Source organism: Microvirga lotononidis, assembly GCF_034627025.1.
Lineage (GTDB): Bacteria > Pseudomonadota > Alphaproteobacteria > Rhizobiales > Beijerinckiaceae > Microvirga > Microvirga lotononidis.
Genome location: NZ_CP141048.1, coordinates 1,982,561 through 1,996,537 on the forward strand (window position 1 = coordinate 1,982,561; position 13,977 = coordinate 1,996,537).

At 65.9% G+C, this 13,977-nt stretch carries 12 protein-coding genes; 11 read left to right on the forward strand and 1 reads right to left on the reverse strand.

What is annotated here, in order from left to right:
* A complete protein-coding gene (locus U0023_RS09420) occupies window positions 1–1,434 on the reverse strand; it encodes a helix-turn-helix domain-containing protein (RefSeq protein WP_009493607.1) in 1,434 nt (477 codons plus the stop codon).
* A gap of 187 nt (window positions 1,435–1,621) precedes the next feature.
* Here U0023_RS09420 and aceA point away from each other — a divergent pair, with 187 nt between their 5' ends.
* The 11 genes from aceA (at window position 1,622) to U0023_RS09475 (ending at window position 13,891) form a co-directional block, all read left to right on the forward strand.
* On the forward strand, window positions 1,622–2,941 hold the full coding sequence (gene aceA, locus U0023_RS09425) for an isocitrate lyase (RefSeq protein ID WP_009493604.1): 1,320 nt from the start codon (window positions 1,622–1,624) through the stop codon (window positions 2,939–2,941).
* Window positions 2,942–2,979: 38 nt separating this feature from the next.
* Window positions 2,980–3,189, forward strand: a complete 210-nt coding sequence (locus U0023_RS09430; protein WP_040639534.1) for a DUF4170 domain-containing protein — start codon at window positions 2,980–2,982, stop codon at window positions 3,187–3,189.
* A gap of 179 nt (window positions 3,190–3,368) precedes the next feature.
* Window positions 3,369–4,283, forward strand: coding sequence for a glycine betaine ABC transporter substrate-binding protein OsmF (gene osmF, locus U0023_RS09435; protein ID WP_009493600.1), 915 nt, complete (start codon window positions 3,369–3,371; stop codon window positions 4,281–4,283).
* Between the two features lie 307 nt (window positions 4,284–4,590).
* On the forward strand, window positions 4,591–5,757 hold the full coding sequence (locus U0023_RS09440; protein ID WP_040639533.1) for an ABC transporter permease: 1,167 nt from the start codon (window positions 4,591–4,593) through the stop codon (window positions 5,755–5,757).
* A complete protein-coding gene (locus tag U0023_RS09445) occupies window positions 5,754–6,692 on the forward strand; it encodes an ABC transporter ATP-binding protein (protein ID WP_009493597.1) in 939 nt (312 codons plus the stop codon). The genes U0023_RS09440 and U0023_RS09445 overlap by 4 nt, the downstream gene beginning before the upstream one ends.
* On the forward strand, window positions 6,689–7,444 hold the full coding sequence (locus tag U0023_RS09450; protein ID WP_009493594.1) for an ABC transporter permease: 756 nt from the start codon (window positions 6,689–6,691) through the stop codon (window positions 7,442–7,444). The genes U0023_RS09445 and U0023_RS09450 overlap by 4 nt, the downstream gene beginning before the upstream one ends.
* Complete coding sequence (locus tag U0023_RS09455) at window positions 7,441–8,007, forward strand: biliverdin-producing heme oxygenase (protein WP_009493593.1); 567 nt, start codon at window positions 7,441–7,443, stop codon at window positions 8,005–8,007. The genes U0023_RS09450 and U0023_RS09455 overlap by 4 nt, the downstream gene beginning before the upstream one ends.
* A complete protein-coding gene (locus tag U0023_RS09460) occupies window positions 8,004–10,244 on the forward strand; it encodes an ATP-binding protein (RefSeq protein ID WP_009493591.1) in 2,241 nt (746 codons plus the stop codon). The genes U0023_RS09455 and U0023_RS09460 overlap by 4 nt, the downstream gene beginning before the upstream one ends.
* Window positions 10,245–10,694, forward strand: coding sequence for a response regulator (locus U0023_RS09465; RefSeq protein WP_009493589.1), 450 nt, complete (start codon window positions 10,245–10,247; stop codon window positions 10,692–10,694).
* Between the two features lie 8 nt (window positions 10,695–10,702).
* Window positions 10,703–11,752, forward strand: a complete 1,050-nt coding sequence (locus tag U0023_RS09470; RefSeq protein ID WP_009493587.1) for a sensor histidine kinase — start codon at window positions 10,703–10,705, stop codon at window positions 11,750–11,752.
* Complete coding sequence (locus tag U0023_RS09475) at window positions 11,753–13,891, forward strand: sensor histidine kinase (RefSeq protein WP_009493586.1); 2,139 nt, start codon at window positions 11,753–11,755, stop codon at window positions 13,889–13,891.
* Window positions 13,892–13,977: the final 86 nt, after the last annotated feature.

The following is a 13,977-nucleotide window of genomic DNA, read 5'->3' on the forward strand; positions in this document are numbered from 1 at the left end:
TCACGTCGCGTCGAACTCGAAGGGCGAGACGCCGCGCTTCATCTCGTCGACGATCAGGGCGTGCATGAGGGGCGGGGCGGCGCGTTGCGGGCAGGCGACGCGTTCGCACAGGCGGCAATTGATGCCGATGGGGGTCGCATCCGCCGAGGACAGGTCGAGCCCCCGCGCGTAGACGAGGCGATGGGCGTATTTCAGCTCGCAGCCGAGGCCCACGACGAATTGCGGATCGGGCGCTCCCCAAGGGTTGAAGGCGCGCTTCACCGTGCGGGCGATGGAGAACCAGCGCGAGGTGTCCGGCAGCTCGATCACCTGCGTGGCCACCTGTCCCGGGGTCCGGAAGGTGGAATGAAGGTTCCAGAGCGGGCAGGTGCCGCCGAATTGCGAGAACGGGAAACGGCCGGAGGAGAACCGCTTCGAGACGTTGCCGGCCGAATCCACCCGCACCAGGAAGAACGGAATGCCCCGGGCACCGGGGCGGGCCAGCGTCGTGAGCCGGTGCGCCACCTGCTCGAAGCTCGCGCCGAAACGGGCGCCCAGCACCTCCACGTCGTAGCCGAGCGCTTCCGCAGCCGCATGGAATTTGCCATAGGGCATCATGAGGGCGCCGGCAAAGTAATTGCCGAAGGAGACGCGCAGCAGCCGCCGGGCGGGCCCGTCCACCGGCTCGAGACGGGCCGCGAGGGCGTCGATGGTTTCGCGCATCTCGGTGAAAGCCAGCTGGTAGGCGGCCTGGAAGGTCCTGCCAGATGGATCGACAAGCTCGGATATCAGGAGCTGTCGCCGGTGGTGGTCGTAGCGGCGTAAGGAATCCGGCATCACGTCGATGGGCATGACGCGCACGCGGATCCCGTGCCGGGCGTGCAGGCGCTCGGCGATGGCGAAGAAGGGCTCGTGGCCCGTCAGGGCGAGGTCCGACGCCAGGGTCTCGGCGGCCTCGTCCAGCTCGGCGAAATGGTTCTTGGCCTCGTGGATCAGCTCCCTGACCCGGTCGACCGGGTTGACCTGGGGCGCATCCTCCGCCCGGTCCCGGTCGCTGAGGCTCGTGGGCACGGCCTCGCGGGCGCCGCGCATGGCCTGATAGGCCCGGTAGAGCCGGTTGATGGCATCGACCAGGGAGGGGGCGCTCTCCACGGTCTCGCGCAATTCGAGCCGGGCGACCGGGGTCGAGCGGAACAGCGGGTCGGCGAAAACCTCCTCCAGTTCCGAGACGGTGCGCTCGCGATCGTCGTTGGCGAATTCGCGCGGGTCGAGCTGATAGGCATGGGCAAGGCGGATCAGCACCTGGGCGGTGATCGGGCGCTGGTTGCGCTCCATCAGGTTCAGATAGCTCGGTGAGAGGCCGAGCTCCTCGGCCATGCGGGACTGGCTCATGTTGAGTTCCCGCCGCAGCCGCTTGAGCCGGGGGCCAACGAAAAGCTTTCTGCTCTCATCCATGTTGTAAATCTTTTTACAATTTTACACGATCAGTCGAGTCAAAGCTTTACAAGGCGACTTTTCTTTTGAAATCCGGCGTTGAAACAAACGTTTCTTCGCGGATTATACCCTCAAGACGTCCTGCTGCTCTGCAACAATTCTGGCCAGCAGAAGAGTTTTGTCAAGAAATGTAAAAGAAAGGACCGCCATGACCAGCCAGCCGAACCCGGGTTCCCTGCAGGACCTGATCCCCGCCGCTCCCACGGGGCGTTTCGATGGTGTCCGCAGGCCCTATTCGGCCGAGGACGTGGCCCGGCTGCGTGGGTCCTTCCCTATCGCCCACACGCTGGCCGAGCGCGGGGCCCAGCGTCTCTGGCAGCTCCTGCACGAGCGTCCCTACGTCCATTCGCTGGGCGCCATGACCGGCAATCAGGCCATGCAGATGGCCCGCGCCGGGCTCGAGGCGATCTATCTCTCCGGCTGGCAGGTGGCGGCGGATTCGAACGTGGCCGGCGCCATGTATCCCGACCAATCGCTCTATCCGGCCAATTCCGGCCCCGAACTGTGCCGGCGCATCAACCGCACCTTCCAGCGGGCCGACCAGATCGAGCATGCGGAGGGCGGCGCCAAGCGCGACTGGTTCCTGCCCATCGTGGCGGACGCGGAGGCCGGCTTCGGCGGGCCGCTCAACACCTTCGAGATCATGAAGGCCTATATCGAGGCCGGCGCCGCAGGCGTGCATTTCGAGGACCAGCTCGCCTCGGAGAAGAAGTGCGGCCATCTCGGTGGAAAGGTGCTCATCCCGACCTCCGCCCATGAGCGCAACCTGATCGCCGCACGGCTCGCCGCCGACGTGATGGGCACCTCGACCCTGATCATGGCCCGCACGGATGCAGAATCGGCCAAGCTCATCACCTCCGACGTGGACGAGCGCGACCGGCCCTTCATCGAGCCCGACAGCCGCACCCCGGAAGGTTTCTATCGCCTGAAGGAAGGCACCGGCCTCGACCATTGCATCGCCCGCGGCCTCGCCTATGCGGAGCTCGCCGATCTTCTGTGGTGGGAAACCTCGCATCCCGATCTCGACGATGCGCGCAAATTCGCCGAAGCGATCCACCAGCGCTATCCGGGCAAGCTCCTGGCCTACAATTGCTCGCCTTCCTTCAATTGGAAGAAGAAGCTGGACGACGCCACCATCGCCAAGTTCCAGCGCGAGCTCGGCGCCATGGGCTACAAATTCCAGTTCGTGACGCTCGCTGGCTTCCACCAGCTCAATTTCGGCATGTTCGATCTGGCGAGCGGCTACCGCGACCGCGGCATGGGTGCCTATTCCGAGCTCCAAGTCCGCGAATTCGCCGCCGAGACCGACGGCTATACGGCCACCCGCCACCAGCGCGAAGTCGGGACCGGCTATTTCGACCAAGTCTCGGTGGTCATCACCGGCGGCAAGTCCTCCACCACGGCGATGGCGGAATCTACCGAGACCGCGCAGTTCCAGACCTCGGCCAAGCTCCAGGCGGCCGAATGATTCAATCCCTCAAACCCTTTGCACCAATGGAGACCGTCATGATGAAGTCACGTTTCTGGGTGGTCGGCGGCGAGTACACCTCCTGCGACTGCGAAACCATCGTCCAGGGCACCGAGCGGGTGGTCGGTCCCTTCGACAGCCGGACCGAGGCCGAGCGCACCTGGCGCAGCCTGTCCGAGGATCATCGTCCCCAGGCCCAGGTCCGCTTCACCATCGCCCAGGAGCCCCCGTCGACCCTGAGCGCCTGAAGAGGCCATCACGGACGCTCACGGCCAGCCCCGCCGGAGGACGAGCGTTCCTCCGGCGGGATCCTTTGCCGCCACATGAAGTTTTTAACCTCCGGTTTCATTCTTCCGGAGCCACCCCCCTGCCGAAACCGCCCGACTGTCCTAGAACCAGCAGGGCAAGGATTCTCAAGGGGTTTCGCATGAAGACCGTCCTCACATCGCTCACCTTTGCCGCCGCGCTGGCGTTCGCCGGGGCGGGCGCCGCCAAGGCCGACGTGGTCGTCTCGTCCAAGATCGACACCGAAGGCTCGGTCCTGGGCAACATCATCCTGCTGACCCTCGACGCCAACGGCATCAAGACCCAGGACCGGATCCAGCTCGGCGCCACCCCGGTGGTGCGCAAGGCGATCACGGCGGGCGAGATCGACATCTATCCCGAATATACCGGCAATGCGGGCTTCTTCTTCAACAAGGCGGACGACCCGGTCTGGAAGGATGCGGCCAAGGGCTTCGAGACGGCCAAGAAGCTCGATTACGACGCCAACAAGATCGTCTGGCTCGATCCCTCGCCGGCCAACAACACCTGGGCCATAGCGCTGCGCAAGGACGTGGCCGATTCCAACAAGCTCAAGACCCTGTCCGAGTTCGGCCAGTGGGTGACGAAGGGCGGCAAGGTGGTGCTGGCGGCCTCCGCCGAGTTCGTGAATTCGGACGCGGCCCTGCCGGCCTTCCAGAAGACCTATAACTTCAAGATGAAGCCGGAGCAGCTCATCGTGCTCTCCGGCGGCGACACGGCGGCGACCATCAAGGCGGCGGCCGAGCAGACCAACGGCGCCAACGCGGCCATGGTCTACGGCACCGACGGCGGCATCGCCCCATCGGGCCTCACGGTGCTGGACGACGACAAGAACGTGCAGCCGGTCTATGCTCCGGCGCCGATCATCCGCGAATCCGTCCTGAAGGAGAACCCGAAGATCGCCGAGATCCTGAAGCCCGTCTTCGCATCCCTCGACCTCACCACGCTCCAGGGGCTGAATGCCCGGGTCCAGGTCGGCGGCGAGCCCGCGAAGGCGGTGGCGACGGATTACCTGAAGTCCAAGGGTTTCTTGAAATGATCTGAGGTTCTGGTTTCGACCGACGAGGGCGTTCCTGGGAGCGCTGGATCCTCCTGCGAGACGCGGCTAGGCTGCTCCCCGGCGTCCGGCTCGAAAGTGAGACCTTCCCGTCATGGCCGGCCTTGTGCCGGCCATCCCGATTGTGTGAAGCGCCGCGCCTTTCCCATCGGGATCACCGACAATAAGGCCGGTGATGACGAGGCAGGATGATGGAGGGCTCGATGAGCCATACTTTCGGAATTCATACGGTGCGATAAGGGCCGGAAACTTTGTGACGACGATCTCTTCCCGAACGACCGCGCCCGGCATGTCCTCCTTGCGTTCCTCCCTGTCCCCGGACCGGCTCGGGAGCGTGATCGCCGTCCTGATCGGCGTCGCGCTCTTCGCCTCGCCCTTCGTCATCTACCGGGCGAACCGCATCGTGGCCGGCGTGGGGCGGATGCTGACCGATGCGCTGCCGACGCCCGGTGCCGTCGGCATGATGGTCGTGGCGCTCGCCGTGGCGTTGTGCGCGGCCCTGGTCCGTGCGCCGCTGATCCGCCTCGCGGCCGCGTCCATCGGCCTGTGCGCAATCTTCCCCGCGGTCGGATACTCGGCAGGTTTCGTCACGCCGCCCGGCAACACCTTCGCCCGCGTCTCGCCCGCCCTGGGCTTCTGGCTCCTGGCCTTGGCCTTCGCGCTGCTTGCGGCCGATGCGTTGACGCGGATGCGCCTCGGGCCCTGGGCGAGGCTCGCCGCCCTGGCCGTGGCGGCGGGCGCGACGGCGCTGCTGCTCGTTTCGGGGGCCTGGGACAACCTTTCGCTGCTCAAGGAATATGCGAGCCGGGCGGATACCTTCTGGCGCGAGGCGCGCGAGCACCTGTGGCTCGCTTTCGGCTCGATGATCGCCGCCTGCCTGCTCGGTCTGCCGCTGGGCATTCTCGGCCATCGCGTCCCGCGCTTGCGAAATGCGATCCTGCAGGTGCTCAACATCGTCCAGACGATTCCGAGCATCGCGCTCTTCGGCATCCTGATCGCGCCGCTCGGGTATCTCGCCGCCCACGTGTCTTTGGCGGCGGCCCTGGGCATTCGCGGCATCGGGGCCGCGCCCGCCTTCATCGCGCTTTTTCTCTACTCGCTGCTGCCGGTCGTCGCCAACACCGTCACCGGGTTGAAGCAGGTACCGGCGGCCGTGACCGACGCTGCGCGCGGCATGGGCTTGTCCGCGCGCCAACGCCTGTGGCAGGTGGAGCTTCCGCTCGCGCTGCCGGTCATTCTCGCGGGCATCCGCATCGTGCTGGTGCAGAACCTCGGATTGGCCACCGTGGCGGCGCTGATCGGGGGAGGGGGCTTCGGCACCTTCGTGTTCCAGGGCATCGGCCAGACGGCGATCGACCTCGTGCTTCTGGGCGCCATTCCCACGGTCGCCCTGTCGTTCGCCGCCGCCATCATCCTCGATGCCTTGATCGATCTGACCAGACGGGGCTCTCCATGATCGAGATCGAGCATCTCACCAAGCGCTACGGCGCCACGATCGTCGTCGACGACGTGTCCCTCCGGGTCGACGAGGGAACGATCACCGTCGTGGTCGGCACGTCGGGCGCGGGCAAGTCGACCCTGCTGCGCATGATCAACCGGCTGGTGGAACCGAGCGAGGGCCGTGTGCTCATCGACGGCCAAGATACCATGGCGATCCCCGAGGACCAGCTGCGGCACCGAATCGGCTACGTCATCCAGGGCTACGGGCTGTTTCCTCACCGCGATGTCGCCGAGAACATCGCCACCGTGCCGCGTCTTCTCGGCTGGGACAAACGAAAGATCGCAGCCCGCGTCGAGGAGCTGCTGGACCTTTTCCAGCTCGACCCGGCGGAATTCGCGAAGAAGTTTCCGCATGAACTCTCCGGCGGACAGCAGCAGCGCGTCGGCGTCGCGCGCGCCTTGGCGGCGAAGCCCGCGGTCCTGCTGATGGACGAGCCGTTCGGCGCGCTCGATCCGGTCATTCGCAGCAAGGCGCAGGACGATCTCGTCGCGATCCAGCGCCGTCTCGGCACGACGGTGGTTCTCGTCACGCACGACATGAACGAGGCGTTCCAGCTCGGCGACAGGATCGCCGTGATGGATCAGGCGCGGCTCCTGCAATACGCAACGCCCGCGGAGCTGCTGACGCGGCCGGCGGAGGCCTTCGTCGAGCAGCTCGTGGGAACGGCGGAAAGGCCATTCCGGCTCCTCTCCCTGCTGAAGGTGCGGGAGGCCCTCGAACCAGGACATGCCGAGGGCGAGCCCGTGCTCGTCACCGATTCCCTGCGGGATGCTCTCTCGCGGCTGATCTGGGCCGGACGGGAGGCATTGCCCGTCGCGGATGCATCGGGCGCTCTCGTCGGTCGCGTCAGCGTGAGGGGCATCGTGGCGCATGGGCGGTCCGTACCATGAGCGCCCGTTCGCTGCTCTGGCGCGCGGCGGCGCTGCTCCTGCTGGTGCTCTTCATCACCGCGCCGCAGCTCTTCGCCTTTGCCTTCAGGCCGATGACCACGAACGGCGCGCCAGCGATCTACAACCAGGGCAGCCTGCTCTCCCTGACCCTCTCGCATCTGCGGATCGTGTTCCTGGCGACGCTGGCGAGCACCGTTCTGGCGCTCGGGCTCGGCATCTTCGTCACGCGGCCGTCGGGCCGCGAGTTCCTGCCGCTGTCGCGCAGTCTGGTGAATATCGGCCAGACCTTCCCGCCCGTCGCGGTTCTGGCGATCGCCGTGCCGCTCGTCGGCTTCGGCGAGAAGCCGACCTTCATCGCGCTGTTTCTCTACGGGCTCCTGCCCATCTTCGAGAACACGCTCACCGGCCTGATGGAAGTGTCGCCGCAGACGCTCGAAGCCGCCAAGGGCATGGGCATGAACCCGCGCCAGCGCCTGTTCCAGGTGGAGCTGCCCCTCGCGCTTCCGGTGATCCTGGCGGGAATCCGCCTCTCGGTGATCATCAGCTTAGGGACGGCCACCATCGGCTCGACGGTGGCGGCCAAGGGGCTGGGCGAGGTCATCATCGCGGGCCTTCAGTCCAACAACGTTGCTTTCGTATTGCAGGGCGGATTGGTGGTTGCGCTGCTCGCCGTTCTGATCCACGACGGGTTGGGAATGGTCGAACGGCTCGTCGCCGTGAAACTGGGTCGCCGTGCAGACGAGGTGTCATGACGCTTCTCGAACGATTGAAGATCGAAACCCGTGACGCCCACGACCGGATCGAGACCGCCATGGATCTCGACCGCCGCATCTCGTCGCGCGAGGCTTACAGGGATCTGCTGATCCGCTTCCATGGTTTTCACGCGGCGTGGGAAAGCGAGGCCGCCGAGCGGGCGCCCGACCGGGCCTTCTTTCAGAGCCGCTGCAAGACCCGGCTTCTTGCGAAGGATCTCGAGGTCCTAGGACTAAAATCTGACGACATCATGGGTTTGCCACAATGCCGTCCTCTGATGCCCCTGCCAGCCCCGGAGGCGGTGCTGGGAAGCATGTATGTGGTCGAGGGCTCCACGCTCGGCGGCGCGATCATCGCACGCGAGGTGGAGAACCGGCTTGGACTGACGGCGGAAACGGGGTGTGCCTATTTCCGCAGCTATGGACGAAATGTTGCAGCCATGTGGAAGTCGTTCGGCGCAGTGCTCCTGGAAGCCTCGTCGCCGGAGGCCGACGATCTGATCGTCGGGGCCGCACAGGATACCTTCACCGTGATGCATGACTGGCTGTGCGAGACCCCATGACCCTGCAAACGCAAGATATCGACCTGACCGCCTGCGAGCGCGAGCCGATCCACATTCCGGGCAACATCCAGCCGCACGGCATCCTCCTCGCGGTCAGGCTGTCCGACAGGACGATCGCCTATGCCAGCGCCAACGTCGCCGAGGTCTTCGGCTTCCAGGCGGCCGATGCGCTCGGCCGGCCCTTCGCCCAGGTTCTGCCGGCCCTGAGCGCGGAGTTCGAGACGCAGCTGGACGATCCGCCGACGGTGGGAAATACCCGCTTCGTTCGGACCATCCGGATAAGGACGGTCCAGGAGGAACGGATGTTCGAGACGGCGATCTCCCGTTCGGGCGATTGCGCGCTTCTCGAACTGGAGGAGCCCCCCGTCGGTTCGGTCTCCAGCATCGATGCGCTCTATCCCACTCTGCGCCGGTTCGTTGAGCAGCTCCAGAACGCGTCGTCCATCGACGTCCTGTGCGATCTGGCCGCGCAGGACGTCCGCCGCATGACCGGCTTCGACCGGGTGCTGGTCTATCGCTTCGACGACCAGTGGAACGGCACCGTCGTGGCCGAGAGCCGCAACGAGGTGTTGCCGTCCTATCTCGACCTGCGGTTTCCGGCATCCGACATCCCGGCCCAGGCGCGGGAGCTCTATCGGCGCAACCGGCTGCGCATCATTCCCGATGCCGGCTACACGCCCGTTCCCATTCAGTCGCACGATCCGGCGCCGCTGGACCTGAGCGACTCGGTGCTGCGCAGCGTCTCGCCCGTGCATCTCGAATACATGCGCAACATGGGGACGCTCGCCTCCATGTCGATCTCCATCCTGCGCGAGGGCCAGCTGTGGGGCCTGATCTCCTGCCACAACAAGGACCCGAAGCGGGTCTCGCTCCAGGTGCGCAACGCCTGCGATTTCCTCACGCAGATCTTCTCGCTGCAGCTGGAGGCGCGGGAGAACACGATGCTGGCCGAGAACCGCGTGCGTCTCGGTGCCGTGCAGACGCGGCTCCTCGCCCATATGGCGGCCGAGGAGCATTTCATCGCGGGCCTCGTGAACCATCCGGACGACCTGATGATGCTCGCCGGCGCGCAGGGCGCCGCCGTCCTGACCCAGGACCATTGCTGGTGCCTCGGCCAGGCTCCGGCCAAGGAGCAGGTGAGGGCGCTCTTCGACTGGCTCTCCGAACATCATCAGGAGGACGTCTTCGCCACCGACAACCTGTCGGAGGTCTATCCGGCGGCGAAGGCCTTTGCCGACCGGGCGAGCGGCCTTCTGTCCATCTCCGTGTCGAAGGTGCATTCGAGCTACGTGCTCTGGTTCCGCCCCGAGGTGGTTCAGACCGTGAAATGGGGCGGCAATCCGCAGAAGCCGGTCCAGGAGGAGGCGGGATCCTTGAGGCTCCACCCCCGGCGCTCCTTCGAGATCTGGAAGGAGACGGTGCGGGACCGCTCCCTGGCCTGGGACCGGAGCGAGGTCGAGGCCGTGAAGGAGCTGCGCAACGCCATCGTGGGCATCGTGCTGCGCCGGGCCGAGGAGATGGCGTCGCTCACGGAGGAACTGCGCCGCAGCAACAAGGAGCTGGAGGCCTTCTCCTATTCGGTCTCCCACGACCTGCGGGCCCCGTTCCGCCACATCGTCGGCTATTCCGAGCTGTTGAAGAAGCAGGAAGCGGGCGACATGTCCGAGAAGGGCAAGCGCTACGTCGACACGATCATCGAGGCCGCCTACACGGCCGGGACCCTGGTCGACAACCTGCTGCGTTTCTCTCACATGGGCCGCACGGCCTTGAAGCCGCGACAGGTGGACGTCGCGAAGCTGGTCGACGAGATCAGGCAGAAGCTCTCGGCGGAACAGGGCGACCGCCGGATCCAGTGGGTCGTCGGGGATCTCGTTCCGGTGAACGCCGATCCGGTGCTGATCCGGCTGGTCTTCGAGAACCTGCTCGACAATGCGGTCAAGTACACCCGCACCCGGGAGAAAGCGCGCATCGAGATCGGCTCCAGCCGCAAGGATGGGGAGACGGTCTATTTCGTGCGCGACAACGGCGTCGGGTTCGATATGAAGTACATCGACAAGCTGTTCGGCGTGTTCCAGCGCCTGCACCGGATGGAAGAATTCGAGGGGACGGGGATCGGACTGGCCAATGTCCGCCGGATCGTCGAAAGACATGGAGGCCGGGCCTGGGCCGAAGGGGCGCTCGACAAGGGAGCGACCTTCTCCATCGCCCTGCCGGATCAGAACGAAGGAGCCGCGTGAATGGCGGAGCTGAAACCGATTCTTCTGGTTGAGGACAACCCGAAGGATCTCGAACTGACGCTGGCCGCCCTGGAGCAGAGCCAGCTCGCCAACGAGGTCGTCGTGGTGCGCGACGGCGAGGAGGCGCTCGACTTCCTCTACCGCCGCGGCGCCCATGAAAGCCGCAACACCAGCGACCCGGCCGTGGTCCTGCTCGACCTCAAGCTGCCGAAGGTCGACGGGCTCGAGGTGCTGGAGAAGGTCAAGGCGGATCCGCACCTTCGGCAGACGCCGGTCGTCATGCTCACCTCCTCGCGGGAGGAAAGCGATCTCGTGCGCAGCTACGAGCTCGGGGTGAACGCCTTCGTGGTCAAGCCCGTGGGCTTCCGCGAGTTCTTCGACGCGATCCAGGACCTCGGCGTGTTCTGGGCGATCCTCAACGAGCCGCCGCCGCGGCGCAACGGCATTTAAGGCTGCCGATGGACCGGGCTTCCGTCATCTCATCCGACCGGGTGCTGCGCATCCTCCTTCTGGAGGACAGCGCGCTCGACGCCGAGTTGGTGACGGAAACCCTCGTCGCTTCCGGGCTGTCCGTCTCGGTCGAGCGCGTGGTCTCGGCGGACGAGTTCACCAGGGCCGTCCGCGACGAGACCTGGGATCTTATCCTTGCCGATTACCTTCTGCCCGCCTTCAACGGCCTGCATGCGCTCGAGATCGCCCGGGAGATGTCCCGCGCCACGCCGTTCGTCTTCGTCTCCGGTGCCCTCGGCGAAGAGGTCGCCGTCGAGGCCCTGAAGCGCGGTGCGACGGATTACGTGCTCAAGGACAAGCTCGACCGGCTGCCTCCCACCGTGCTGCGCGCTCTGGCCGAGGCTCGCGAGCGCGGCGAGAAGGAGCGGGCGCAGGATGCCCTGCGTCAGATGCTCGACGAGCGCACGGCGCTCCTGCACGAACTCGACCACCGGGTGAAGAACAATCTCCAGCTCCTGCTCTCGCTGATCGGCATCGAGTACCGCCAGGCCGAGGACGGACCCGCGCGCCAGGTGCTCGGACGCATGAAGGAGCGCATGCAGGCGCTCGCCGCCGCTCACCGCGACCTCTACGACGGGCAGGGCTCGACCCGTTTCGACGCGTCGCGTTTCGCCAGAGGATTGTGCGAGGAACTGACCTCCTCGGTTCCGGGCGTAAGGATCACGCCGGAATTCGAGACCGACACCGTGGAAGTCGAAGCCGCCAAGGCGGCCCCCATGGCGCTCCTGTTCAATGAGATCGTCGTCAATGCGCTCACCCATGCCTACAAGGAGCGGCAGGGGAAACTGAAGCTCCTGCTGCGGATCGAGCATGGCACGCTGGTCTTCCAGATCGCCGACGATGCCTTCAGCCCGCAGGAGAAGCAGCACGCGAAGGACAGCGCCTCCGGGAGGATCCTGAAAGCCCTCGCACGCCAGCTCGACGCGGCCGTCGAATGGCCGCTCGACGATCCCGCCATCCTGGTGCGTGTCGCCATGCCGGTTCAGGATGGCAGTTAGATGATCGGCCGAAGATCATACTCCGTGCCATCGACCGGGGACCTGTCCCAGGGCGCCCGGACCTCCCTGCGGCAGGTGCTGTGGGGCCTGGTGCTGGTTCTCGCCCTGCCGACCATCCTGGTGGCGGCCGCGGGGCTCTATTCCGCCCATCAATCCGAGCGGGAGGCCACCGACCTGCGCATGCAGGAAACGGCGCGCGCGCTGAGTCTGTCGCTCGATCGCGAAATCGAGAAATTCGTGGTGGCGCTGCGGGTTCTGTCGCGGGCGCCCAGCCTCGCCCGAGGAGACTACGAGGCCTTCTATCGCCTAGCGGAAAGCACCGAACTCGCGTCCCCCTCCTGGATCGCTCTGTTCGAACCCGGCGGGCGCATTCTTCTCAATACCCGCGTGCCCTACGGCGTTATTCTGGAGAACAGCAAACGCCAGGATGTATTGCGGCGCGTCGAGGAAACCCGGAAGCCGTATGTATCGGATCTCTATGCGGGGTCGCTGACGGGGCAACGGCTCATCACCGTCAACGTCCCGGTGATCATCGACGAGCGGGTCGCCTACATCCTGTCGCTCGCGATCACGCCGGACGTCTTCCAGAACATCATCCGCGATCAGAGGGTCGCCGACAACTGGAACGCCGCGGTTCTCGACCGGAGCCGGAGGCTTGTGGCGCGCTCCCGGTCGCCGGAGCGCTTCGTCGGACAGCCCGCCAGCGCCAATATCCAGGAAGCCCTCGCGGCACAGCCGGAAGGACTCCTCCGGAGCGTGACGCTCGACGGCATTCCGGTGCGCACCTATTTCAGCCAGTCGCCAACCTATGGCTGGTCCTTCGTCATCAGCATCCCGGAGACGGAGCTTGCGAAATCGGCCCAGCGCTCGCTCTTCTGGCTCACGGTTCTCGGAGCGGTCATCCTCTGCGGCATCCTCCTGGCCGTTCTGCTCTCTCGCTCCATCTCGAAGCCGGTCGACCGGCTGGTGACGGCGGCCCAAGCCCTCGGCCGCGGGAACGAAGTCACCGATCGGGCCACCACGCGGGTGCTCGAATTCGACATGATCAAGAAGGCCCTCGTGGAAGCGGCCACCGGCATCCGCAACCATGAGCGGGAGCGCGAAGAGGTTCTCGCCCATATGGCCGAGAGCGAGGCACGCCTGCGCCTGGCTCTCAACGCGGGGAATCTCGGCTCCTGGGAATACACGCCCTCGACGGGAGGACTGACGACGTCGCCCACATGCCGCGCGCATTTCGGGCGCGGCATGGACGAGCCGCTCTCCTATGCGGATCTCGTCGCTCAGATCCATCCCGACGACCGCGCCATGCAGGCTGAGGCGGTCGCGCGGGCAATTGCAGCCCGTGCCGATCTTCACGCGGAATACCGCGTGATCTGGCCCGACGGCAGCGAGCATTGGATCCGGGTGAGCGGCCGCATGAGAAGCGGTCCTGACGGACAGCCTTCCATGGTCGGGGTGTCACAGGACATCACCGAGCGTCGGCTTGCCGAAGAGCGGCAGGCGCTTCTGCTGCACGAGCTCAACCACCGGGTCAAGAATACGCTGGCGACCGTTCAGTCGATTGCCTCCCTGACCCGGCGCTCCGCCGACAACAGCGATCCCGCTGCTTGGAGCGCCTTCATGGACCGGCTGCACGGGATGGCCAAGACACACGATCTTCTCACGGCCACCCACTGGCAGGGCGCGCTCCTGGAAGACGTGCTGAAGAACGAGCTGGAGCCCTACCAGGACGGCATGGGGCAGCGCATCCGCCTGCGCGGCCCCCGCATCAACCTGCAGCCGAGCGCCGTTCTCGCCTTGGGACTTGCCGTCCACGAGCTGGCGACGAACGCGGTCAAATACGGATCGCTCTCGGTCCCGGAAGGCAAGGTCCATGTGATGTGGGCCCTCACGCCGGGGAGTGGTCAATCCGCGCTTCTCGTGGAATGGGTCGAAAGCGGTGGCCCGCTGGTGAAGAAGCCCGAACGCCAGGGCTTCGGCTCCAAGCTGATCCAGCGCGGCCTCGCGCAGCAGCTGGGCGGCGAGATCAAGCTCGATTTCGCCCCCGCGGGCATTCGCTGCGTCATCACCTTTCCGATCTCGACCATGACGGCGGACCAGACCGGCGTGGCCGAGACCCAGGAGCGCTATGCGTCGTGACGCGGAAGACGCACCGCCTTTCCAATCGAGATTACCGGCACAAGGCCCGTGCCCTTCCTGTCCAACCCTCGAACCATCGTCCCCTC

Bases quoted from the DNA above. Each gene is read 5' to 3' on its own strand.
- U0023_RS09420 (WP_009493607.1), bottom strand. From the start codon at position 1,434: ATGGATGAGAGCAGAAAGCTTTTCGTTGGCCCCCGGCTCAAGCGGCTG.
- aceA (WP_009493604.1), top strand. From the start codon at position 1,622: ATGACCAGCCAGCCGAACCCGGGTTCCCTGCAGGACCTGATCCCCGCC.
- U0023_RS09430 (WP_040639534.1), top strand. From the start codon at position 2,980: ATGATGAAGTCACGTTTCTGGGTGGTCGGCGGCGAGTACACCTCCTGC.
- osmF (WP_009493600.1), top strand. From the start codon at position 3,369: ATGAAGACCGTCCTCACATCGCTCACCTTTGCCGCCGCGCTGGCGTTC.
- U0023_RS09440 (WP_040639533.1), top strand. From the start codon at position 4,591: ATGTCCTCCTTGCGTTCCTCCCTGTCCCCGGACCGGCTCGGGAGCGTG.
- U0023_RS09445 (WP_009493597.1), top strand. From the start codon at position 5,754: ATGATCGAGATCGAGCATCTCACCAAGCGCTACGGCGCCACGATCGTC.
- U0023_RS09450 (WP_009493594.1), top strand. From the start codon at position 6,689: ATGAGCGCCCGTTCGCTGCTCTGGCGCGCGGCGGCGCTGCTCCTGCTG.
- U0023_RS09455 (WP_009493593.1), top strand. From the start codon at position 7,441: ATGACGCTTCTCGAACGATTGAAGATCGAAACCCGTGACGCCCACGAC.
- U0023_RS09460 (WP_009493591.1), top strand. From the start codon at position 8,004: ATGACCCTGCAAACGCAAGATATCGACCTGACCGCCTGCGAGCGCGAG.
- U0023_RS09465 (WP_009493589.1), top strand. From the start codon at position 10,245: ATGGCGGAGCTGAAACCGATTCTTCTGGTTGAGGACAACCCGAAGGAT.
- U0023_RS09470 (WP_009493587.1), top strand. From the start codon at position 10,703: ATGGACCGGGCTTCCGTCATCTCATCCGACCGGGTGCTGCGCATCCTC.
- U0023_RS09475 (WP_009493586.1), top strand. From the start codon at position 11,753: ATGATCGGCCGAAGATCATACTCCGTGCCATCGACCGGGGACCTGTCC.